Origin of the sequence: Pectobacterium sp. HCp5_1 (assembly GCF_032905925.1) — a bacterium.
Taxonomy (GTDB): Bacteria; Pseudomonadota; Gammaproteobacteria; order Enterobacterales; family Enterobacteriaceae; genus Pectobacterium; species Pectobacterium brasiliense_A.
In genome coordinates this window covers 63633-83431 of the sequence record NZ_JAUMIO010000004.1, presented here as the reverse complement: position 1 = coordinate 83431, position 19799 = coordinate 63633, and the positions used below count along the sequence as shown (strand labels likewise).

General features: G+C 49.5%; 16 protein-coding genes. 3 read left to right on the top strand and 13 right to left on the bottom strand.

The window, feature by feature from the left end; genetic code table 11:
• Nucleotides 1-166: 166 nt before the first annotated feature.
• From Q3A88_RS04475 to licT, 6 genes are all read right to left on the bottom strand, one after another.
• Complete coding sequence (locus tag Q3A88_RS04475; RefSeq protein WP_317177484.1) at nt 167-1180, bottom strand: nucleoside hydrolase; 1014 nt, start codon at nt 1178-1180, stop codon at nt 167-169.
• Nucleotides 1181-1290: 110 nt separating this feature from the next.
• On the bottom strand, nt 1291-2469 hold the full coding sequence (locus Q3A88_RS04470) for an alpha/beta hydrolase (RefSeq protein ID WP_317177483.1): 1179 nt from the start codon (nt 2467-2469) through the stop codon (nt 1291-1293).
• Between the two features lie 51 nt (nt 2470-2520).
• Nucleotides 2521-4152: a carbohydrate porin gene (locus Q3A88_RS04465; RefSeq protein WP_110163998.1), complete on the bottom strand. Its 1632-nt coding sequence runs from the start codon at nt 4150-4152 to the stop codon at nt 2521-2523.
• 257 nt (nt 4153-4409) lie between these two features.
• Entirely contained in the window at nt 4410-5804 is a 1395-nt protein-coding gene (locus Q3A88_RS04460; RefSeq protein ID WP_110163999.1) for a glycoside hydrolase family 1 protein, read from the bottom strand.
• A gap of 35 nt (nt 5805-5839) precedes the next feature.
• On the bottom strand, nt 5840-7741 hold the full coding sequence (gene bglF / locus Q3A88_RS04455) for a PTS beta-glucoside transporter subunit IIABC (protein ID WP_317177482.1): 1902 nt from the start codon (nt 7739-7741) through the stop codon (nt 5840-5842).
• Nucleotides 7742-8048: 307 nt separating this feature from the next.
• Nucleotides 8049-8912: a BglG family transcription antiterminator LicT gene (gene licT, locus Q3A88_RS04450; RefSeq protein ID WP_317177481.1), complete on the bottom strand. Its 864-nt coding sequence runs from the start codon at nt 8910-8912 to the stop codon at nt 8049-8051.
• A 642-nt stretch (nt 8913-9554) separates the two neighbouring features.
• Here licT and pykF point away from each other — a divergent pair.
• The gene (gene pykF / locus Q3A88_RS04445) at nt 9555-10967 is read left to right on the top strand and encodes a pyruvate kinase PykF (RefSeq protein ID WP_100016683.1); all 1413 of its coding nucleotides are present in this window, start codon (nt 9555-9557) and stop codon (nt 10965-10967) included.
• 313 nt (nt 10968-11280) lie between these two features.
• Nucleotides 11281-11517 carry a major outer membrane lipoprotein gene (locus Q3A88_RS04440; protein ID WP_005970385.1) on the top strand — a complete coding sequence of 79 codons (237 nt, stop codon included), beginning with the start codon at nt 11281-11283 and terminating at the stop codon, nt 11515-11517.
• A 178-nt stretch (nt 11518-11695) separates the two neighbouring features.
• Here the strand turns inward: Q3A88_RS04440 and Q3A88_RS04435 are convergent, their stop codons facing one another.
• The 7 genes from Q3A88_RS04435 to sufA form a co-directional block, all read right to left on the bottom strand.
• On the bottom strand, nt 11696-12718 hold the full coding sequence (locus Q3A88_RS04435) for a L,D-transpeptidase family protein (protein ID WP_039504808.1): 1023 nt from the start codon (nt 12716-12718) through the stop codon (nt 11696-11698).
• A gap of 476 nt (nt 12719-13194) precedes the next feature.
• Nucleotides 13195-13611 carry a cysteine desulfuration protein SufE gene (sufE, locus tag Q3A88_RS04430; RefSeq protein WP_010276404.1) on the bottom strand — a complete coding sequence of 139 codons (417 nt, stop codon included), beginning with the start codon at nt 13609-13611 and terminating at the stop codon, nt 13195-13197.
• 33 nt (nt 13612-13644) lie between these two features.
• Nucleotides 13645-14868: a cysteine desulfurase SufS gene (sufS, locus tag Q3A88_RS04425; protein ID WP_039515894.1), complete on the bottom strand. Its 1224-nt coding sequence runs from the start codon at nt 14866-14868 to the stop codon at nt 13645-13647.
• Entirely contained in the window at nt 14868-16214 is a 1347-nt protein-coding gene (sufD, locus tag Q3A88_RS04420; RefSeq protein ID WP_233990717.1) for a Fe-S cluster assembly protein SufD, read from the bottom strand. The genes sufS and sufD overlap by 1 nt, the downstream gene beginning before the upstream one ends.
• Nucleotides 16189-16935: a Fe-S cluster assembly ATPase SufC gene (sufC, locus tag Q3A88_RS04415; protein WP_014915795.1), complete on the bottom strand. Its 747-nt coding sequence runs from the start codon at nt 16933-16935 to the stop codon at nt 16189-16191. Before sufC ends, sufD begins: the two co-directional genes overlap by 26 nt.
• Nucleotides 16936-17031: 96 nt before the next feature.
• Complete coding sequence (gene sufB / locus Q3A88_RS04410; protein WP_110164002.1) at nt 17032-18531, bottom strand: Fe-S cluster assembly protein SufB; 1500 nt, start codon at nt 18529-18531, stop codon at nt 17032-17034.
• Between the two features lie 13 nt (nt 18532-18544).
• On the bottom strand, nt 18545-18916 hold the full coding sequence (sufA, locus tag Q3A88_RS04405; protein WP_005970398.1) for a Fe-S cluster assembly scaffold SufA: 372 nt from the start codon (nt 18914-18916) through the stop codon (nt 18545-18547).
• A gap of 426 nt (nt 18917-19342) precedes the next feature.
• Here sufA and Q3A88_RS04400 point away from each other — a divergent pair, with 426 nt between their 5' ends.
• Complete coding sequence (locus tag Q3A88_RS04400; protein ID WP_039286032.1) at nt 19343-19744, top strand: hypothetical protein; 402 nt, start codon at nt 19343-19345, stop codon at nt 19742-19744.
• The last annotated feature ends 55 nt before the right edge of the window (nt 19745-19799 follow it).

Genomic DNA, 19799 nt, shown 5'->3' with positions numbered 1-19799 from the left:
AGAAGCGGGCATGCGACAACGCTGCCCGCTTCCGAAGACGCTATTTAAAAAGCTTCTGAACAAATTTGGCATCGTTTCGAGGGTCACACCACCGTGTCATGTACGTCAGGTAATACACCTCGCCTGCTTGTCACTATCGCAAGGCAGGCCAACGCCCCTTCAGGATTCAGTGCTTATTTCCATAGGCCAACGACAGCTTGGCGTAGAAATCTTCCAGCGTAAATCGGGCATCAACGGCGTTATACACCCGAATCTGGCGCGCATTGTCCTGCGGTGCATAGGTCAGATCGTCGTTTAGCTGCGGTGCATTAACCAACGTGTAGTGATATTCGTGGTCATCCAACAGCAGCGAAACCGCGGGGTTATCGCCTAAGACCCAGACTTCACTTTTCGGCCAGGGAACGTCTTTGATGGTTTCGGAAATCGCACGGTTAAACTCGATCAGTTGCTGCCACAGGTACTCACCGACTTTCCCCTGCGGCTTAACGCGCACGGCAAGCTCAGACAGCGAGACGCGCACGGACATATAGACATTATGCGGAACCTGCCACAACGGTACCTGAGACTTGAATACGCTGTTCGCCGCAACCGGATCGTTGAACATATTATATTCCCAGCCGCCTTTCGGATAAGGCATGCCGCCAATCCACACCACCGTCATTTTGCTGGCAATCTTTGGTTCAGCCTGCAATGCAGCAGCGATATCCGTAATCGGCCCCATGACTAACACAAACAGCGGATGCGAATCGTCTTTTAACGCTTCCTTGATCAGCATTTGCGCCCCTTCACTCAACGCAGGTGCACCACCGTCGGCTTTCAGGGCGTGTGTCGCACCGCGATAAACAGGAATGTCCGTTTTTCCCATCACGTTCATCAGGCGCTGAAGCTCGTGGTAGCTTTCCATCATGCTGTTTTCGCCATCACGTTTCATCAACGGCGCGGTACGGGAGTAATGGGCAGCAATCAGCCCTTTCACCTGCATCGTCGGCGTCAGTACCGCATGGGCCACGGCAAAATCATCGTCAGCCTCGTTTTTAGCATCGGCGCTAATAATGACGCGAATCTGCTTATGGTCAGCAACGTCAAAAGGGGAAGTTTGAGCCTGTGCGCTGAACGCACTGAGGAAAGGCAATGCCACGATCAACAGGGCAAAACGGGAAAAGTATCTGCGAATATACATGATTATCCTTAACGCTAACGGTGCTTGGCCGTCGTTGATATGGCAGCTCAGCGATTCGGGCTGCCATCAGAGAAGCGGGCATGCGACGACGCTGCCCGCTTCCGAAGACGCTATTTAAAAAGCTTCTGAACAAACTCGCTGTAGGCTGGTCGCCAGACATCCATTTCATGACCGAGATTCGGATAATGGCGGTAGTCAAACCGGATATTTTTCTGCTCCAGTGTCGTTTTCAGACCCGCAATATCCTTACCCGTGATGTTGTCAGTTTCGCCAATTACCACCGTGAAGTTATTCAATTGCTGATTAATCTGCTCCGGTCGCTCAAGCTGTGCAGCAACGGCCGCGTTTGGCACCGTTTCGGTGGTCACGCCGCTGAACGTCGCCAGCCAGCCGAAATGATCCAAGTGACTCATGCCGGATACCAATGCCTGATAGCCGCCCTGCGACAGCCCGGCCAGCGCCCTGCCGTTTGCATCCTGACGGACGTTAAAGCGTTTGCCGATCTCGGGGATGATGTCATGAATGAGTTCCCTGTCCGCCGCTAACGCATTGCGCGGATAGAACACCTTGCGGCGCTCCTGCGGGGGATATTCTTCCGGGATAATGCCGGGAACGTCCGTTTCCGTATCAGGAATGACGACCAGCATCGGCTCAATCTTTTTCTCCGCCAGCAGGTTATCCATCATCTGCGGTATCCGCCCCTGCACCACGGCCGATGCGCCCGTATCGCCAAAGCCATGGTAGAAGTACAGCACCGGCAGCGGTTTTGACGATTCGCTATAGCCCGGCGGCGTCCAGACATACACCTGACGTTCTGATTTCAAGGCTTTCGAGTGGTAGGTCAGCGTTCTCAGCTCACCGTGTGGCACCTGACGCACGTCCAGAATACTTCCTGACACCAGAATCAGGCTGGTATTCACCTGACGCTGCGGTTTGGTAAACGCCGTACCGGTATCAATGGTGCGAAAACCATCCACGCTGAAAAAATATTCATACAGGTTCGGTGCTAGCGCTGGTGTTTTGAACGACCATACGCCAGATTCATCTTTCGTCATCGCATGGGACACGATGCTATCGGGCGTCGAACCGGTAAAAACACTGACCTGTTTCGCCGTTGGCGCAAACAGACGGAAAGTGATGCTGCTATCCGCGTTCACCGCCGTGACATACTGGCTCACAGGGACGGTTGCCGCAGGCATAACCGGAAAATCGGTAGGGAGTGCAGCGATAGTCGCTGATGAATACAGCGTCATACCGGCAATCAAACACGCTAGATAGTTTATATTCATACTTATTCCTTTTCGTTATGCTCAAATGATTATCAAAACGTAAACGAGATATTACCACCACACTTCAGCCTGAACGCCAACCGTAAATTGGTCTTTTTTACTATCTGGGAAAGTAAAGTTTGAAATTTCATTATCCAGAAGTTTCAAATACGTTCCATAGAACCGAATTTCTGGGCGAGAGTTAAACAAACTGGTATCGACCTTTAATGCATGATAAAGCGTCGTTTTATAAGCCGATTCCTTATAATTCACACCATTTTGATTTTTATTCTTTTGAGTAAACCATCCTAGCTCAACGCCTGTTTGGTTGTAGTTATCCCAAATCCAGGCGGGTCTTACTACGGTACGAATACTTTCATAATCGCTGTGAGCACCAGTTTCATAGCTGTAAATATCATTACCTCTTGAGTATACCAATGCATTCCCAACGATAATATGATCGCTTAAATACATCTCGCCCTGAGAAATCACCCGTATAGCAGTACCATTAGTATGATCGCCATAGTAATAACCGTTATATCCCATGAATGGGCTGGCACCGGAATATCTGGAAAAGCTGCTAGCAAATGAATTATTAGCGGCCTGCACGGTGAACTCATTAAATCCACCACGGTTCAGATTTTGACGCAAAATTGCAGCCGCTACATATGCATCTTTCAGTTGGAAATATGTATTATTATCTTCATTACTTTTCTGCGTGTCAGTCTTGTTTGCCATGGCATATTTGCCCATTAACGATAGTGACCCGCCATCCCACAGAGGAATTCCTTTATAGCGTAGATCAATAGAGTTGGTATTCATCTGCGTTTTGGACGACAGATTTCGTGAATATACATCCAGATCTTCACGCGTCAAAGAGATATCCATCTTACCAACACCCACATTCATATTTTCAATACCTACGCCGGAGCCTGCATCGGTACGAATACTTTTCCAATCGAGCATCTGGATTTCATACACGGGTAAAGCATGTTTTCCGACCCAAAAATCCGCTTCCGGCGCAAACGGTAAAAACCCTTTCGTTGTCAAATAAATATCTGAATATTGGAGTTTATTCTCATTCGCACTATCGTCACCAAACCAACCCGCACTGTATGACTGCCCGACATTACCATCCAACTTAATAACAGCTTGGGCAGTTTTCCCGTCTTTATTATATACACGCTGTTTGAGAAAAAGATCGAACCATCCTGTATGTTCATTACCAAAACGACCCAATGAACCAATTGCATAAGATTTGGGTGAACCATTTGTACCAGTCGCCCAGCCCGATCTTAAATATCCAGAATAGGTAAAGCCAATATCATCCTTAACGTATTTAGATAGCTCATTCAGGGTAAGCTCTTGTCGCTGTGGCATAGCAACAGTCTCATCTCCCGATGCTGTTACCTGCCCACTGGAAGACGTGGCCTTAGGCTGGGGTGTTGTCATTACGGTAATACTTTCTTTACCTGTCAGTGCCGTTGGGGTTTTTATTTCTGCTTTTTGGCGACTATCAATTATCGTTTTGTATTGCTTCAACTCTTTTTTTGTTGACTGCAATTCGGCTTTATTTGCCGCTAGTTCTTTCTCCAATAGTTCCAGTCTTTCTTCTACGGTCAATTTCGCGGCCATAGCACCATTAGACAAAAACGCTGCGGACATCAGTAATACCATCATCTTTACAGGGAATTTTTTACGCATATTTATTATCCGAGTAGGGTACATTATTAGATTTAAAACGAAACCATTCCGACGCCAGCCGATGGTTCGTCTATTTATAAAAAGCTTTTTGTAAAATCCATATAACCGTTTATACAATTTAATGGCTAGTCCATTTCCTCCTGCTTCATATTATTTCCTCGCCATCTTTCCCATGGGTAGTAAAAATAGAGTTCGCATTCATTCCAGAGCTTATTTTTCTGAGAATGAATGCGTAAATGACTCATCGATGCGAGAGTTTATTTCAACGTTTCACCATTAGAGGAAATGACCTCTTTATACCAGTAGAAACTTTTCTTACGCCGACGTTCTAATGTGCCGTTTCCTTCATCATCACGATCGACATAAATAAATCCGTAGCGTTTTGACATTTCGGCTTTTGATGCACTAACCAGATCGATAGGCCCCCAGCAGGTATAACCCATCACCTCAACGCCATCTTCCAGCGCTTCGCCAACTTGATACAGGTGATCGTTCAGGTATTTGATGCGATAGTCATCGTTAATGCTGCCATCACTCTCAAGTTTATCTTTGGCACCCAAACCATTTTCCACAATGAACAGCGGTTTTTGGTAACGGTCATACAGATAGTTCAGGATATAGCGCAGCCCTTCCGGGTCGATCTGCCAGCCCCACTCCGAGCTTTCCAGATGCGGGTTCGGCACCATATTCAGAATATTGCCACGGGCTTTCTGGTTCACTTCTTCATCGGTGGTTACGCAGCCCGTCATGTAGTAGCTGAAAGAAATGAAATCAATCGTTTCCTTCAGCGACTGGCGATCGTCTTCCGTTACCGTCAGCGTAATATCGTGCTGTACAAAGAAGCGCTTCATGTATGCTGGGTAGTATCCTCGGGCTTGGACATCACCGAAGAACAGCCAGTCGCGGTTCTGCTGCATTGTTTCCATGACATCCGCGGGCTTGCAGGTTAATGGATAAAACATGGAACCCAGCATCATATTGCCGATTTTGGCATCAGGGATGATGTCATGACACGCCTTCACCGCTTTCGCACTCGCAACGAGCTGGTGATGAATCGCCTGATAAATATCCTGCTTACTACTCTCGGTAGGTAAACCAATTCCGGTAAATGGTGCATGTAATGCGCAGTTGATTTCGTTGAACGTCAGCCAATATTTCACTTTGTCTTTATAGCGCTGGAATACCGTGCGAGCGTAACGTTCAAAGAAGGTGATCGTTTCACGGCTTCCCCAGCCACCGTAATTTTTCACCAGGCCATACGGCATTTCATAGTGGGACAGCGTCACCAGCGGCTGAATGCCGTACTTTGCCATTTCATCAAACAGGCGATCGTAAAATGCCAGCCCTGCCTCATTCGGCTGGGTTTCATCGCCCTGCGGGAAAATACGCGTCCAGGCAATCGAGGTTCTCAGGCATTTGAAACCCATTTCAGCAAAGAGCGCGATATCTTCGGGATAGCGGTGATAAAAATCGATCGCGGTGTCTTTGATTCCGCTGTCGCCCGGCGTGCGCGTGACGATCTCGCCAAAAATACCCTGTGGCTGTAAATCGGACGTCGATAGCCCTTTACCATCCGTTAAATACGCGCCTTCAACCTGATTGGCTGCGATCGCGCCGCCCCACAAGAATTCTTTCGGAAACTGATGACTCATCTTTTCTCCTCCCAATTGGGTCGTAAATTTCAATGTCAGCGAATTAACGTCAGCAACGCGCCCTGCTCTTGCACGGTGTCTCCGGCAGTAGGCAGAACATCAACGTAATCTTCGCTATTGGTGATAATGACGGGCGTTGTGGTGTCATAGCCGGCTTTTTCAATCGCCAGATAATCAAACTCCACCAGAAGATCGCCCTGCTTCACGACATCGCCGGTCTTAATGTGTGCAGTGAAATACTGGCCGTCCAATTTCACCGTATCGATACCGACGTGAATGAGCACCTCGGCTCCGTCTTCCGATTCGAGTCCAATCGCATGGTTAGTTTTAAACAGCGAAGCAACCGTACCGTTTACCGGGGAAACCACCCGCCCGGCCAGCGGTTTAATCGCAATCCCTTTTCCCATTAAGCCACTGGCAAACGTTTCATCGCCGACTTGTTCAAGTGGCAGAACCATACCGTCGATCGGGCTGTTTATCTCTTGCTTGCGCGTTGCATCATTCTGACGCGGTGTGGCTTGTGGTGCCGCCGCAGGTGCATTTGCGTCTGTCGCTTTTTCTTGCGCGGGAATCCCGAATGCCCAGCTTGCGGCAGCGGCAAAGGTAAATGAAATCACCGTACCAATAATGGCGGCCCAGACCGTGTTATCGACACCAGTCGGCGGGATAACCTGAGTAAAGGTAAAGATGCTCGGGAAGCCGAAGGAATAGATAGTGGTATGGAAGTACCCCAGAATGGCGGCGCCCATTGCGCCCCCCACACAACCAAAGATGAAAGGACGTTTCAGCGGCAGCGTGACGCCATACACCGCTGGCTCCGTAATACCAAAGATTGCCGCCGAGAACGCTGAACCGGAAATCCCTTTCAGCTTCATATCACGGGTACGCAGCAACACGCCCAGAACCGCACCCGCCTGCCCCAATACCGCAGGAACCAGTAGCGGCATCATGGTGTCATGCCCCAGTACGCTGAGATTGTTAATCATCAACGGAACAAGTCCCCAGTGCAGGCCAAAGATAACGCAGACCTGCCACAATGCGCCCATCAGAGCTCCGGCAACAGAAGCATTAAGTCCGTAAACCAACTGGTAACCGCCGGCCAGCATATGCCCAAGCCAGGTTGCCGCCGGACCAATCAGTAAGAACGTGACGGGAACGGTAATGCAGAGGCACAGCAACGGCGTGAAGAAATTGCGGATATTGATATGCAAAATGGCATTCAGCGGTTTTTCCAGACGTGAAGCAAGCCAGGCCGAGAAAATAATCGGAATAACGGAAGAGGCATAATTGATGAAGGTAATCGGAATGCCCAGGAAATACAGCTGTTGGTAACCTGCATTTTGCATGGCACCAAATTCAGCAATCATCGATGGATGCACCAGCGTGGCACCAATTACCATGGTAACAAATGGATTACCACCAAATTTCTTCCCTGCGGTATAGCCTAATACTACCGGGAAGAAAAAGAATAGTGCATCGCTTGCTGCAAAAAGAACTTTATAGGTTCCGCTGCTTTCAACCATCCAACCACACGTCAGACTGAGTGCCAGAAAACCTTTTAAAATGCCCGACGCCGCCATCACGCCAATTAGCGGCGTAAATATTCCAGAAATAATATCAATGAAACGAGAGAAGATATTTCCTTTTTTCTCATCGCCGTCTTCATTACCTGAGGAATCAGCCTGATCGGTCAATCCAGCAATATTCTGTAAACTACGATAGACGTCACTGACATGATTGCCGACGACGACCTGAAATTGTCCGCCACTTTCAACCACCATGATCACGCCTGAATTACTTTTCAGCGCCGCGGCATCCGCTTTTTTGTTGTCTTTTAATTTAAAGCGTAATCGGGTTGCGCAGTGCATCACGCTAATGATGTTGCCACGTCCGCCGACACCATCGAGTATCTCTGTTGCTAATGCTTTGTATTCCATCGTCTATCCTTAATACTAAACAGACTTAAATATCAATAATTTAAGATTGCCAGCTGTGTTTGAGACAAAAAAAAACCTAAATCGCTTTTCCCAATAAGCATTGAGAAAACGATTTAGGTTTTGCCTGCCCGCCTAGACTGACAGTAACAATCCTGCTTGGTTGTCAACACAGTAGTCGTGCTGACAATAAAACCAACTTCATCTGATAATTTACTTTCCACATACTCTATGCTTTCACTTTCACCGTATGCAAGGATATTTATCTTGTCATACTGTTATTTTGTGACGAAAAGCAAATTAGCAGAAATTATTCTCCATCACCTGGTTCTATTTTATCCTGACCTTCTGTCCGCACGCGTTCAATATGAATCGTCAAGAACATCAACTCTTCTTTCGTTAACGTGTACTGATACTTTTGAACAATATGAACCTGTATTTTCTCTGCACAGCGATAAGACAATTGATATCTTTCCTTCACGACATCGTGTAATGACTCATCATCACTAAATACCGTGCTTTTTCCTATTAACCGCTGCGCAAAAAATTTCAAATGCGTCACAAAACGATGATAACTTAATGCCTGCTCATTATAATCCAGACTCAGCTGATATTTTACAATGTTCAGTATTTCCTGCATGATTTTGGTAATCTGCAAGACCTCCGGCATTTCACTGTCAAGCTGTGCATTCACCAAATGCAGCGCAATAAACCCCGCTTCATCTTCCGGTAACCGCACGGCAAGACGCTGCTCAATAATATCCAGCGCTTCCAGACCAACAGCAAACTCCTTTGGATACAGGCGTTTTATTTCCCATAACAACACATTACGGATATCCACTCCTTGCTTATGGCGCTCTATCGCAAAGTGACAGTGATCCGTTAAGGAGATGTAGACGCTGTTTTGCAGTTTCCCAGGCAAACGCTCTTTTGCCAGCAGAATGATCTTGTCTGCCGTCGTGATGACATCCATCGGAATCTCTGACAGCAACTCCTGCAGGCGCGATGTCAACTCGCCGGATTTCATCACAAACACACGTTCAATCAGCATTTCGTCCAGCAGGTCGCCAGAGTGCTTTTTGAAGCCCAGCCCACGTCCCATCACAACCGACTCATTATTGTTTTCGTCGATTACGGTGACGACATTATTGTTGAGTATTTTGGCAATCTTCATTTTTCAAACCCTGGAAACAAAAAAACCAGACACCCGTAGCAAGAACGAGCATCTGGTTTTGCCTGCTTACGCAGTAACAATCCGCAATGGCAGGTAAACTACCATTTGCATTCCTCTTCTCAAGGAGAATGACACAAAAACGTGATACGGATCGACAGAAAAACGTGCCGCTTACACGCGTTTTCTTTATTTATTGTGTGCCGTTACAAGAATCAACCACTTGCAGCCAGTTGCCGTCATACTGTATTGATACGGTGGGTTTCTTAGGCAGTTGCGCAACAAAGTTAGGTAAAAACACCAAATCGATCAGTTTTTTGCGTAAACACGACAAAATATTCAATTTCATCCCTTTTACCACCTTGTTTCTCGTCGCTTAATAACTATAATACGGAACGTCGTTTCAATTGAATGGTTTCAGCTAAACAACGTGCCACTATCAATAACATTATTATCAACGGCATCGCCAACGCGACTCCCGCAGATCTTATGCGACGAGCAGTTGCGCACTTCATCACCCATTCACGACGACCATCTATACTTACCTCCTATACTGTTTCCTCATACATTCTTTCCAGCGGCCTGTCTCGCCTCGCCACTGGATCACTCGTTTTTTAATCCATCACAACTTGTAGAAACTATCGTATGAAAAAGACAAAAATTGTTTGTACCATCGGGCCGAAAACAGAATCGGAAGAAATGCTTGGCAACCTGCTGTCTGCTGGCATGAATGTTATGCGCCTGAATTTCTCTCACGGGGATTACGCAGAACACGGTCAGCGCATCAAGAACCTGCGTGCCGTCATGGAAAAAACTGGTAAGCAAGCCGCTATCCTGCTTGACACCAAAGGCCCAGAAATTCGTACCATGAAGCTGGAAAATGGCGCTGACGTTACGCTGACCGCAGGTCAAACGTTCACGTTCACCACCGATCAAAGCATCGTGGGTAACAAAGATCGCGTCGCAGTAACCTACGCTGGATTTACCGAAGACCTGAGCGTCGGTAACACCGTTCTGGTTGATGACGGCTTGATCGGTATGCAGGTTACCGCAATCAACGGTAACGACGTCGTTTGTAAAGTGCTGAACAATGGCGATCTGGGCGAGAATAAAGGTGTCAACCTGCCTGGCGTTTCCATCCAATTGCCTGCTCTGGCTGAAAAAGACAAACGTGACCTGATCTTCGGTTGCGAACAAGGCGTCGATTTCGTTGCGGCATCCTTTATTCGTAAACGTTCTGACGTTGAAGAAATCCGCGCTCACCTGAAAGCGCACGGTGGCGAGCACATCCAGATCATCTCCAAAATCGAAAACCAGGAAGGTCTGAACAATTTCGACGAAATCCTGGAAGCGTCCGACGGCATCATGGTTGCTCGTGGCGACCTGGGCGTTGAAATCCCGGTTGAAGAAGTGATCTTCGCACAGAAAATGATGATCGAAAAATGTAACCTGGCACGCAAAGTGGTGATCACCGCAACGCAAATGCTGGATTCCATGATCAAAAACCCACGCCCTACCCGCGCTGAAGCTGGCGACGTGGCGAACGCCATCATCGACGGTACCGATGCCGTGATGCTGTCTGGCGAAAGTGCAAAAGGTAAATACCCGCTGGAATCCGTTACCATTATGGCAACGATCTGTCAGCGTACCGACTCCGTAATGAAAAGCCGTCTGGATACCATCAAGACGCCTCCGGTTCTGCGTATCACTGAAGCGGTCTGCCGTGGTGCAGTCGAAACAGCAGAGAAACTGGATGCGCCGCTGATTGTGGTTGCGACCAGCGGCGGTAAGTCTGCCAAGTCTATCCGTAAATATTTCCCGAACGCCCGTATTCTGGCACTGACGACGAACGACGTGACTGCGCGTCAGCTGCTGCTGAGCAAAGGCATTGATACGCTGCTGGTGAAGGAAATTGCTTCTACTGATGATTTCTACCGTATCGGTAAAGAAGCTGCGCTGAACAGCGGTCATGCGCAAGCTGGCGATGTTGTGGTTATGGTATCTGGTGCACTGGTTTCCAGCGGCACAACCAACACCGCTTCCGTACACCGTCTCTAATCCCAACGATCAGATCGGTAAAAAGCGCCTTAATGGCGCTTTTTTTATATTCTGAAACGACTTTCTACAGTGCGATAACCTAATTAATGCGTCTGTGTAACACGTCATTTAATAGCCTAAAGCCTCAGAGTTATCCGATAAAAATAGCACTGTTTTCCTTACTTTTTTAATGAATATGTAAAACTCGCTGTTTCTTTGAGCGAACGATCAAAATTAAGCATGTTCTCATCAAAAATTTATTCTCATTAGAAAAAAGTTTGTGTAATACTTGTAACGCTACATGGAGATTAACTCAATCTAGAGGGTATTAATAATGAATCGTACTAAACTGGTACTGGGCGCGGTAATCCTGGGTTCTACTCTGCTTGCTGGTTGTTCAAGCAACGCTAAAATTGATCAGCTGTCTTCTGACGTTCAGACTCTGAACGCTAAAGTTGACCAACTGAGCAACGACGTGAACGCAATCCGCTCTGACGTACAAGCTGCTAAAGATGACGCAGCTCGTGCTAACCAGCGTCTGGACAACCAAGTTCGTACTTACAAAAAGTAATCGAACTGGTTAAGTAGTGAAAATGGCGCACATTGTGCGCCATTTTTTTGCCTGCGTTTTACCTTTTCTGCGTTCTCTTTCAATCCCTTTTTCGCTTTGTCAGGTATTTTCATCCTTCAGCCCTATCCCTGGGCCAACACAGATGCGCCTAAACGCATCTGGCCGATTTATTTCAGTATTACCGAGCGGTGGTACTGATCGCCGTGATCGGCGCAACCTGATGCGTTTGAGGCGCTTCTGGAGCAGACTCTACCGGTGGCTGGTAAGTATTGATGTCTTGCCCTACGCTAACCACAATTGGCATGCCTGAACGACGCACAATTGCATCAGCAACCGCTTTACTGTCCGTCTCCGCATCCTTAACAAACTTCTGCGTCTTCGCCGTCAGTGGAATCGGCATGGTTTGTGGGTCGTCCTTATCGGTTTTCGACAGAGGCTGATGCACTTCAACGTAGCGTTTGCCGTCTGGTTCAACGGACGTTTTAATCGCATCGTTAACAATCTGCACTCGCGTGCCGACTGGCACGTTGTCGAATAACGCCTTAATGTCATCCGGACGCAGACGGATACAGCCGGAACTGACGCGCATACCGATACCGAAGTCCGCGTTCGTACCGTGCAGCAGATAAACGCCGCCGTGCGCTGACAGACGCAACGCGTGTAACCCCATCGGGTTATCCGGGCCAGCCGGAACGACGGCAGGCAGTTTAATGCCCTGCTCTTCAAGATAATGCTTACGGATGTTCGCCGTTGGCGTCCAGGTCGGGTTCTCACGCTTCTCGCTAATGCTGGTCGTCATCAGTGGCGTATTACGCCCCAGTTGACCAATGCCGATCGGGTAAACGATGACGGTATTCTTCCCTTTCGGGTAGTAGTAGAGACGCAGCTCCGCCAGATTGACCACAATGCCTTCACGCGGGGTATCCGGCAGCAGCATTTGCGTTGGGACCGTGAGCGTGGAACCCGCTGTCGGCAGGTAAGGATCCACCCCTGGATTCGCTTCCATCATGCCCAACAGACCAATCTTGAAATCCGCAGCGATAGCCTCCAGCGGACGACCATCATTGGGGACCGTATAAGCGATATTTTCGCCAATAAGTCGGCTATTGGGTGGCGGTAGCGGGTATTCCGTCGCTTTAGCGGCGGTGCTGGCCAGATATGCCGCGAAGGCCATACCAAGTAAAGTTAACGCGCGTTTCATATTAGGTTCCCTACATCACAACTAACATAAGTAATTTATCAACAACATCCGGTTCTGTACCCAGAATGCAGTATCCGGCTGGCTATACCCTGTTTACCCCGCCATGCCCTCAAACTGCCTGCGCATTCGCGTTTCTGCAACCTGAATGGTTCGGGGATATCTGGTGTCAATGCGGCTATTGCTGCCCCTTTCCACCGAGCGTGGGTATATATTAGCATTGTTGTAACAAAAGAATATTTTATTTAAAAATCAAAGCATTGATATTCAATTCTTTACAAAGCAGAGCCAGCATAAAATTTAATGGGAAATAAATATACGGGACGAATTCTGAAATATCAGCGAGTTAATAAATCTGCCAAAAAACAATAACGTGCTGTTGGTAAAAATCAGTAAATGAAAAAACAAAAAAGCGCTGGACGTTTTTTCCGTCACAGCGCTTTTTTATACTTCAGGAAAGCAGAAAACAGGGAAGAAAATTAAAGCAGTGCCGCAGCATGTGCGCGAATCGCGCGCAGCATCGCCTCAAGCCCCTGAGAGCGGGATGGCGTCAGGTGTTGATTCAACGCCAGCGATTCGAAGAATGGCCGCACATCCAGCTCAACAATCTCCTGCGCTGTCAGCCCCTGATACAGGCTGAAAACCACGGCAATCAGCCCTTTCACGATGGCGGCATCGCTGTCACCGTGCAGGGTGATAATGCCCTGTTCATCGGGCTGTGTCACAATCCAAACCTGGCTTTGGCACCCCGAAATCAGGTTCTCTGGATTACGCCACTCGTCGGGCAGAGGGTCAAGACGCTCCCCTAACTCGATGACATAAAGATATTTTTCTTCCCAGTCATTACAGCGCGCAAAATTGCGCGCCAGTTTCTGCGGTTCTGGCAGACTCGCCATGTTTTCCTCCCCGAACAGATCCGCGCGCGGCGCTTAACTGCCCAGCAATCGATGGATACGTTGCAATCCGGCAACCAGCCGGTCAATTTCTTCGCGTGTAGTATAAACGGCCAGCGAGGCGCGGCACATACTAGGAACACCGTAGTGTTCCATCAGCGGCATCGCGCAATGGTGGCCGGTGCGAATCGCAATACCGTACCGATCGAGGAAACTTCCAACGTCATAGGCGTGGTGCTGCCCAAGATTAAACGCGATAACACCGTGGCGTTCAGCAGGCCCGTACAATGTCAGATCGGGCACCTGCGTGAGCGCTTCCAGCGCATACTGCATCAGAGAGGATTCATAACGTTGAATCTCTTCACGCCCCAGCGCCGTCACGTAGTCCAACGCAGCGCCTAAGCCCATGATACCGCCCGTGTTGGGCGAACCAGCCTCAAAGCGCCACGGTGAATCCGCATAGGTGGTGCCCGTACGCAGGCTCACCTGACGAATCATCGCCCCGCCACCTTCCCACGGCGGCATGGCCTGAAGCAGGTCACGTTTGCCGTACAGCACGCCAATACCCGATGGGCCGTAGATCTTATGTCCTGAAAAGACAAAGAAGTCACAGTCCAGATCCTGCACATCGACCGTCTGATGCATAATCGACTGCGCACCATCGACCAACGTAACCGCACCAGCCGCTTTTGCCTGTGCGATCATGGCCTTAACTGGGTTTAGGGCACCGAGTACGTTAGAGATTTGCGTTACTGCCAGCAGACGAGTACGTTCGTCCAGCAAGCTGGGAAGCTGCGCAACATCCAGTGAACCATCTTCGGCCAGCGGCAATACGCGAACCTCAACGCCACGCGCTTCTGCCAGCATTTGCCAGGGAACGATATTCGCGTGGTGTTCCATCTCGGTGATGATCAGGTTATCGCCCGGCTGGATAAAGGTGCGGCCATAGCTGTTAGCCACCAGATTGATGGCCTCCGTCGTCCCGCGAACAAAGACAATCTCTTCCACTGAAGCCGCATTGATAAAGGAGGCAACCTTCTCGCGCACGGCTTCCATCGCACTGGTCGCCTGCGCGCTCAGCGTGTGAATGCCGCGATGCACAGCAGCATATTCATGGCGATAGAATTCGGCTTCGCGATCGATAACCGCGTGCGGTTTTTGCGCACTCGCGGCGCTATCAAGATAGGCTAACGGTTGACCGTTAACCTCACTTGCAAGCAGCGGGAAATCGGCACGAACCCGTTCAATAGGATAACTCATCATACCGCCTTGCCGGCATTCGCCAGCGCGTTGGGCAAACGCTGCGCGATACGTTCCAGAACCACATCTCGCAGAGACTCGTTTTCAATCGCTTCTGTGACTTCCGCCGCAAAGGCGAAGATGATCATCTGTTGCGCATCCTGCTGCGTAATACCACGAGAACGCAGATAGAACAGCTGTTCTTCGTCCATACGGCCAATCGTGGCACCATGGCTGCATTTCACGTCGTCTGCGTAAATTTCCAACTGCGGCTTGGTATCAACCTCAGCCAGTCGACCCAGCAGCAGGTTGTTGTTAGTCATCTGCCCGTCAGTTTTCAGCGCATGTGGCGCAACTTTGATCATGCCGTTAAACACCGCTCTGGCGCGATCGTTGACGATGACTTTATGCAACTGGCGGCTTTCGCCATAGCCCTGATTATGCTCCAGATACGTTCGCGTATCGCACACTTCGCTGCCAACCGGCAGGATCAGGCTGTTCATGGACAGATTGGTGCCTTCGCCATTCAACTGGGCGCTGGTGTTATGACGCGTCAGACCCGCCCCCAGCAAGAAGCTGTGGCTACGAACCCGAGCATCACGCGCCAGAACCAGATCGTTATGCGCGAAGTGGTAGCCTGCCGCCGCTTCAAACGCCAGCTTATAATGGCTAACCTGGCTATTTTCTGCCGCATTCACCGTCAGACGTGCGCCAGTAAAGTGCGCATGCTCATCCAGACTGACGTAGTGCTCGATAATTTCCGCACTCGCGCCACGCTCAACGTTCAGATGATGACGATGGTGAACCGTGTTCAACGCGGCTTCCTGACTGCTGCTAATGTGCAACAGGTAAAGCGGTTTTTCCGCCTGCTGTCCGGCAGCCAGATGAATCAGCGTACTTGTGCTAGCCAGACTTTCGGTCAGGTGCAGGAACACTTCGGACTGGATGGCTGCAGGCAGCACGCCATGCGCACGCGACGCCTGTACGTCAACCTGATAAGGGCCCCAGGCGCTGTCGCTGAGTTCTGCGTTGAATACGCCATCGACAAACACCAGACGCCAGCTATCTACCGCTAAGGCCAGGGCGTCTACCGCTGTGCGATCGAGAGACGGTGCCTGTGGTGCGACAAATTCGTTGCTCAGCAAGCCATCCAGCGGCGTGTATTTCCAGTGCTCATGCTTACGGTGCGGTAAGCCAAGGCGCACCACGTCCTGCCAGTGCTGGTTCGCTTCTTCAGAGCGGCGCGATGCATCGCGTTCAAACAGACCATGCCATTGCTGCAGCGCCTGCTCTTGTTTCTGTGCGATGCTGGTTTTACCCGTCGCGTTATCGCTCGTCACCTTATTGCTCGTCGGTAAGCCAGCCATAGCCTTGCTCCTCCAACTGTTTCACCAGCGAGAAATCACCGGATTTCACAATGCGCCCTTGATACAGAACGTGGACGTGATCCGGTTTGATGTAATCAAGAATACGCTGGTAGTGCGTGACGATGATGAACGAACGTTTGCCGTCGCGCAGGGAGTTAACGCCGTTAGAGACGATTTTCAGTGCATCGATGTCCAGACCGGAGTCGGTTTCATCCAGAATGCACAGATCCGGCTCCAGCGCCGCCATCTGCAGAATATCGTTACGCTTCTTCTCACCGCCGGAGAAGCCCACGTTGACCGAACGGGTCAGCAAATCTTCCGGCATATTCAATAACTTGATCTTTTCTTCGATAAAGTCGGCGAAGTCAAAGCGATCCAGCGGTTCCTGCTCGCGGTATTTACGCACCGCGTTAACGGAGGTTTGCAGGAAGAACTGGTTACTCACGCCGGGGATCTCGACAGGGTACTGAAACGCCATGAAGACGCCTTCGCCCGCACGATCTTCTGGAGACAATTCCAGCAGATCTTTCCCTTTGAAGTTCACCGAACCGTCGGTCACTTCATATTCTTCGCGTCCAGCCAGCGTCGCGGAGAGCGTACTTTTTCCTGAGCCATTCGGGCCCATAATCGCGTGAACTTCACCCGGCTTAATGGTGAGATTAAGCCCTTTGATGATCTCTTTGCCTTCTACGCTGACTTTTAAATTTTCGATGCTTAACATGCTTATTCCTTCCAACGCCCAATGTGGCGAGCGCTTAATGAATTCCGGGACCGATGATTCTCATTATTCTCTGTGAAAATCCCGGTAACCGCCGAATTAACCCACGCTGTGTTCCAGGCTAATCGCCAGTAACTTTTGTGCTTCTACCGCAAATTCCAACGGCAATTCAGAGAAGACGTCCTTACAGAATCCGTTCACGATCATCGAGATGGCGTCATCTTCGCTGATACCGCGTTGCAGACAGTAGAACAGTTGGTCTTCGCCAATTTTCGAGGTCGTCGCTTCGTGCTCCAACTGCGCGGTATTGTTGCGCACTTCCACATACGGGAAGGTGTGCGCGCCGCACTCGCTACCGATCAACATGGAGTCACACTGGGTGAAGTTACGGGCGTTAGTCGCGCTCGGCATGATCTTCACCAGACCGCGGTAGGTGTTCTCACTACGTCCGGCGGAAATCCCTTTAGAGATAATGGTCGAACGGGTGTTTTTACCGATGTGAATCATCTTGGTGCCGGTATCGGCCTGCTGACGACCATTGGTCAACGCGACAGAGAAGAATTCACCGACGGAGTAGTCACCGCGCAGAATAACGCTCGGGTATTTCCAGGTGATCGCGGAGCCGGTTTCTGACTGCGTCCAGGACATTTTCGAATGCTCGCCTGCACACAGCGCGCGCTTGGTCACGAAGTTTAGAATCCCGCCTTCGGCGTCATCTTTACCGGAGAACCAGTTCTGCACCGTGGAATATTTCACTTCGGCATTCTTGTTGATGATGACTTCCACCACCGCGGCGTGCAGCTGGTAGGTGTCACGAACGGGCGCGGAGCAGCCTTCGATGTAGCTGACGTAGCTGTCATCATCGGCGATCAGGATCGTACGCTCGAACTGGCCGGTTTTTGCCGCGTTAATGCGGAAATACGTCGACAGTTCCATCGGGCAGCGCACGCCTTTCGGGATGTACACAAACGTGCCGTCGGAGGCGACCGCCGAGTTCAGCGCCGCAAAGAAGTTGTCGTTCGCTGGGACGACCGTACCGAGATACTGGCGCACCAGATCGGGATGCTCCTGAATCGCCTCGCTGAATGAGCAGAAGATAATGCCTTTTTCAGCCAGCTCATGCCGATACGTGGTCGCAACAGAGACGGAGTCAAAAATCGCATCGACCGCCACTTTCTTGCCTTCACGGACAGGAACGCCCAGCTGATTAAACGCGTTCTCTACTTCGCTGGTCAGGTAATTATTCACGTCCGCAATCCCGGATTGCTGCTTGGCGCCGGGCTCAGAGCCGCAGCTGTCGTCGCAGTTACCGCAGGAAGGCGCGGAATAATAGCTATAGTCCTGATAGTCCAGTTTCTCGTAATGGGCTTTCAGCCAATGCGGTTCTTCCATCTCCAGCCACGCGTTGTAGGCGTTGAGACGGAATTCCAGCATCCACTCAGGTTCGTTACGCTTCGCCGAGATCGCCCGTACGACATCTTCGTTAATGCCGTGCGCCAGCTCATCGGTTTCCAACTGCGTGAAGAAACCTTCTTTATAGCGTCCATCACCCATCCAGATCTGGACATCATCAGGTACATCTACCGTGCTACGTGCCATAATTTTTCATCACTTAAATGCCAAAGCTTTCGCCACATCCACAAGCATGCTGCGCTCTGGGATTATTAAACTTGAATATCTGATTCAGCCCTTCACGGACGAAATCAAGTTCTGTGCCGTCAATGAAAGGCATCGCTTTCAGTGGGACATACAGTTTTGCACCATCACGTTCGAATACCAGATCGTCGGTCTCGAACTCCTGTACCAGATCCAGCACATAGCCAAATCCCGCACAGCCTGATTGTTTAACGCCGAGCCGTAGTCCTTGCACGGCTTCATCCTGCTTCATCAGATTCTTAATCTGCTTCACGGCGCTGTCGGTCAGCGTCAATCCTTGCCAGACATTTTCATCCAGTGAAAACGTCCCTACATTTTCCGCTTGCATATGGAATACCTCATTGCGTGTGGTACCAGTTTTAGGCTGGTTTCCCCTAATGTTAGTGATAATGAAACTAGCTTCAACCTCTTGTTTCGCAGGGCTATTCGTAACATTTCGGTTTTTAGCGAGCCAATAGCGCTATTTTACACGTCTCTGACGCGCCAAACAATGCGGCAATAAATCAACTAACCAATTGATAATAAATGAATTAATAGTATCACCTCGGTCCCTTTCGGGAAGGCGAAAATTATCATTTCGTTATCATTATTATAACATTTATCGGCGATACCTATTTGTAAAACAGGGAAGGTATATGAAGATTTATGTGATTTCCGATCGGACTTTTGACGTTAAAGCACGTTTTGCCCATTGATCATGACCTTTTTTATCAATATGATAATGATTATCATTTCATATTCAGGATCGATAACCATGCTTTCCGTGAATGCCTGGCTGCACCATCAAATTGACGAATATAAATTTCAGATTCGCGATGCCACCGTTGATTTCTATATGGCGGAAGCTCGCTTAAACCGTCCGGGAAGCAATATTGACCATTTACGTCGCTATCATAACGCTTGCATGGACATGGTTGAACTCTGTCTGAGAAATGGCGATGACGAGAGCTATTTGCATGCGCTGGTCAAGCTGCACAATCGGTTGATTAAAGAGATTAATAATGAAGGGCGTTGCCACCTGTTTCGCGTGCAAAGCTACTACTTTGCCCGTAACACGCTGAAATCAATTTGCCATCAGTTAAGCATGCAGGGCTCGTGGGATAAAGCCACCGCGTTTCAGACCGACTTCGTTAAGCGCGTGCCGTTTCTCCCCTAAAGAACTATCGATTTACCAACAACGAAACCAGACCGGCCAGCAATCTGGTTTCGTG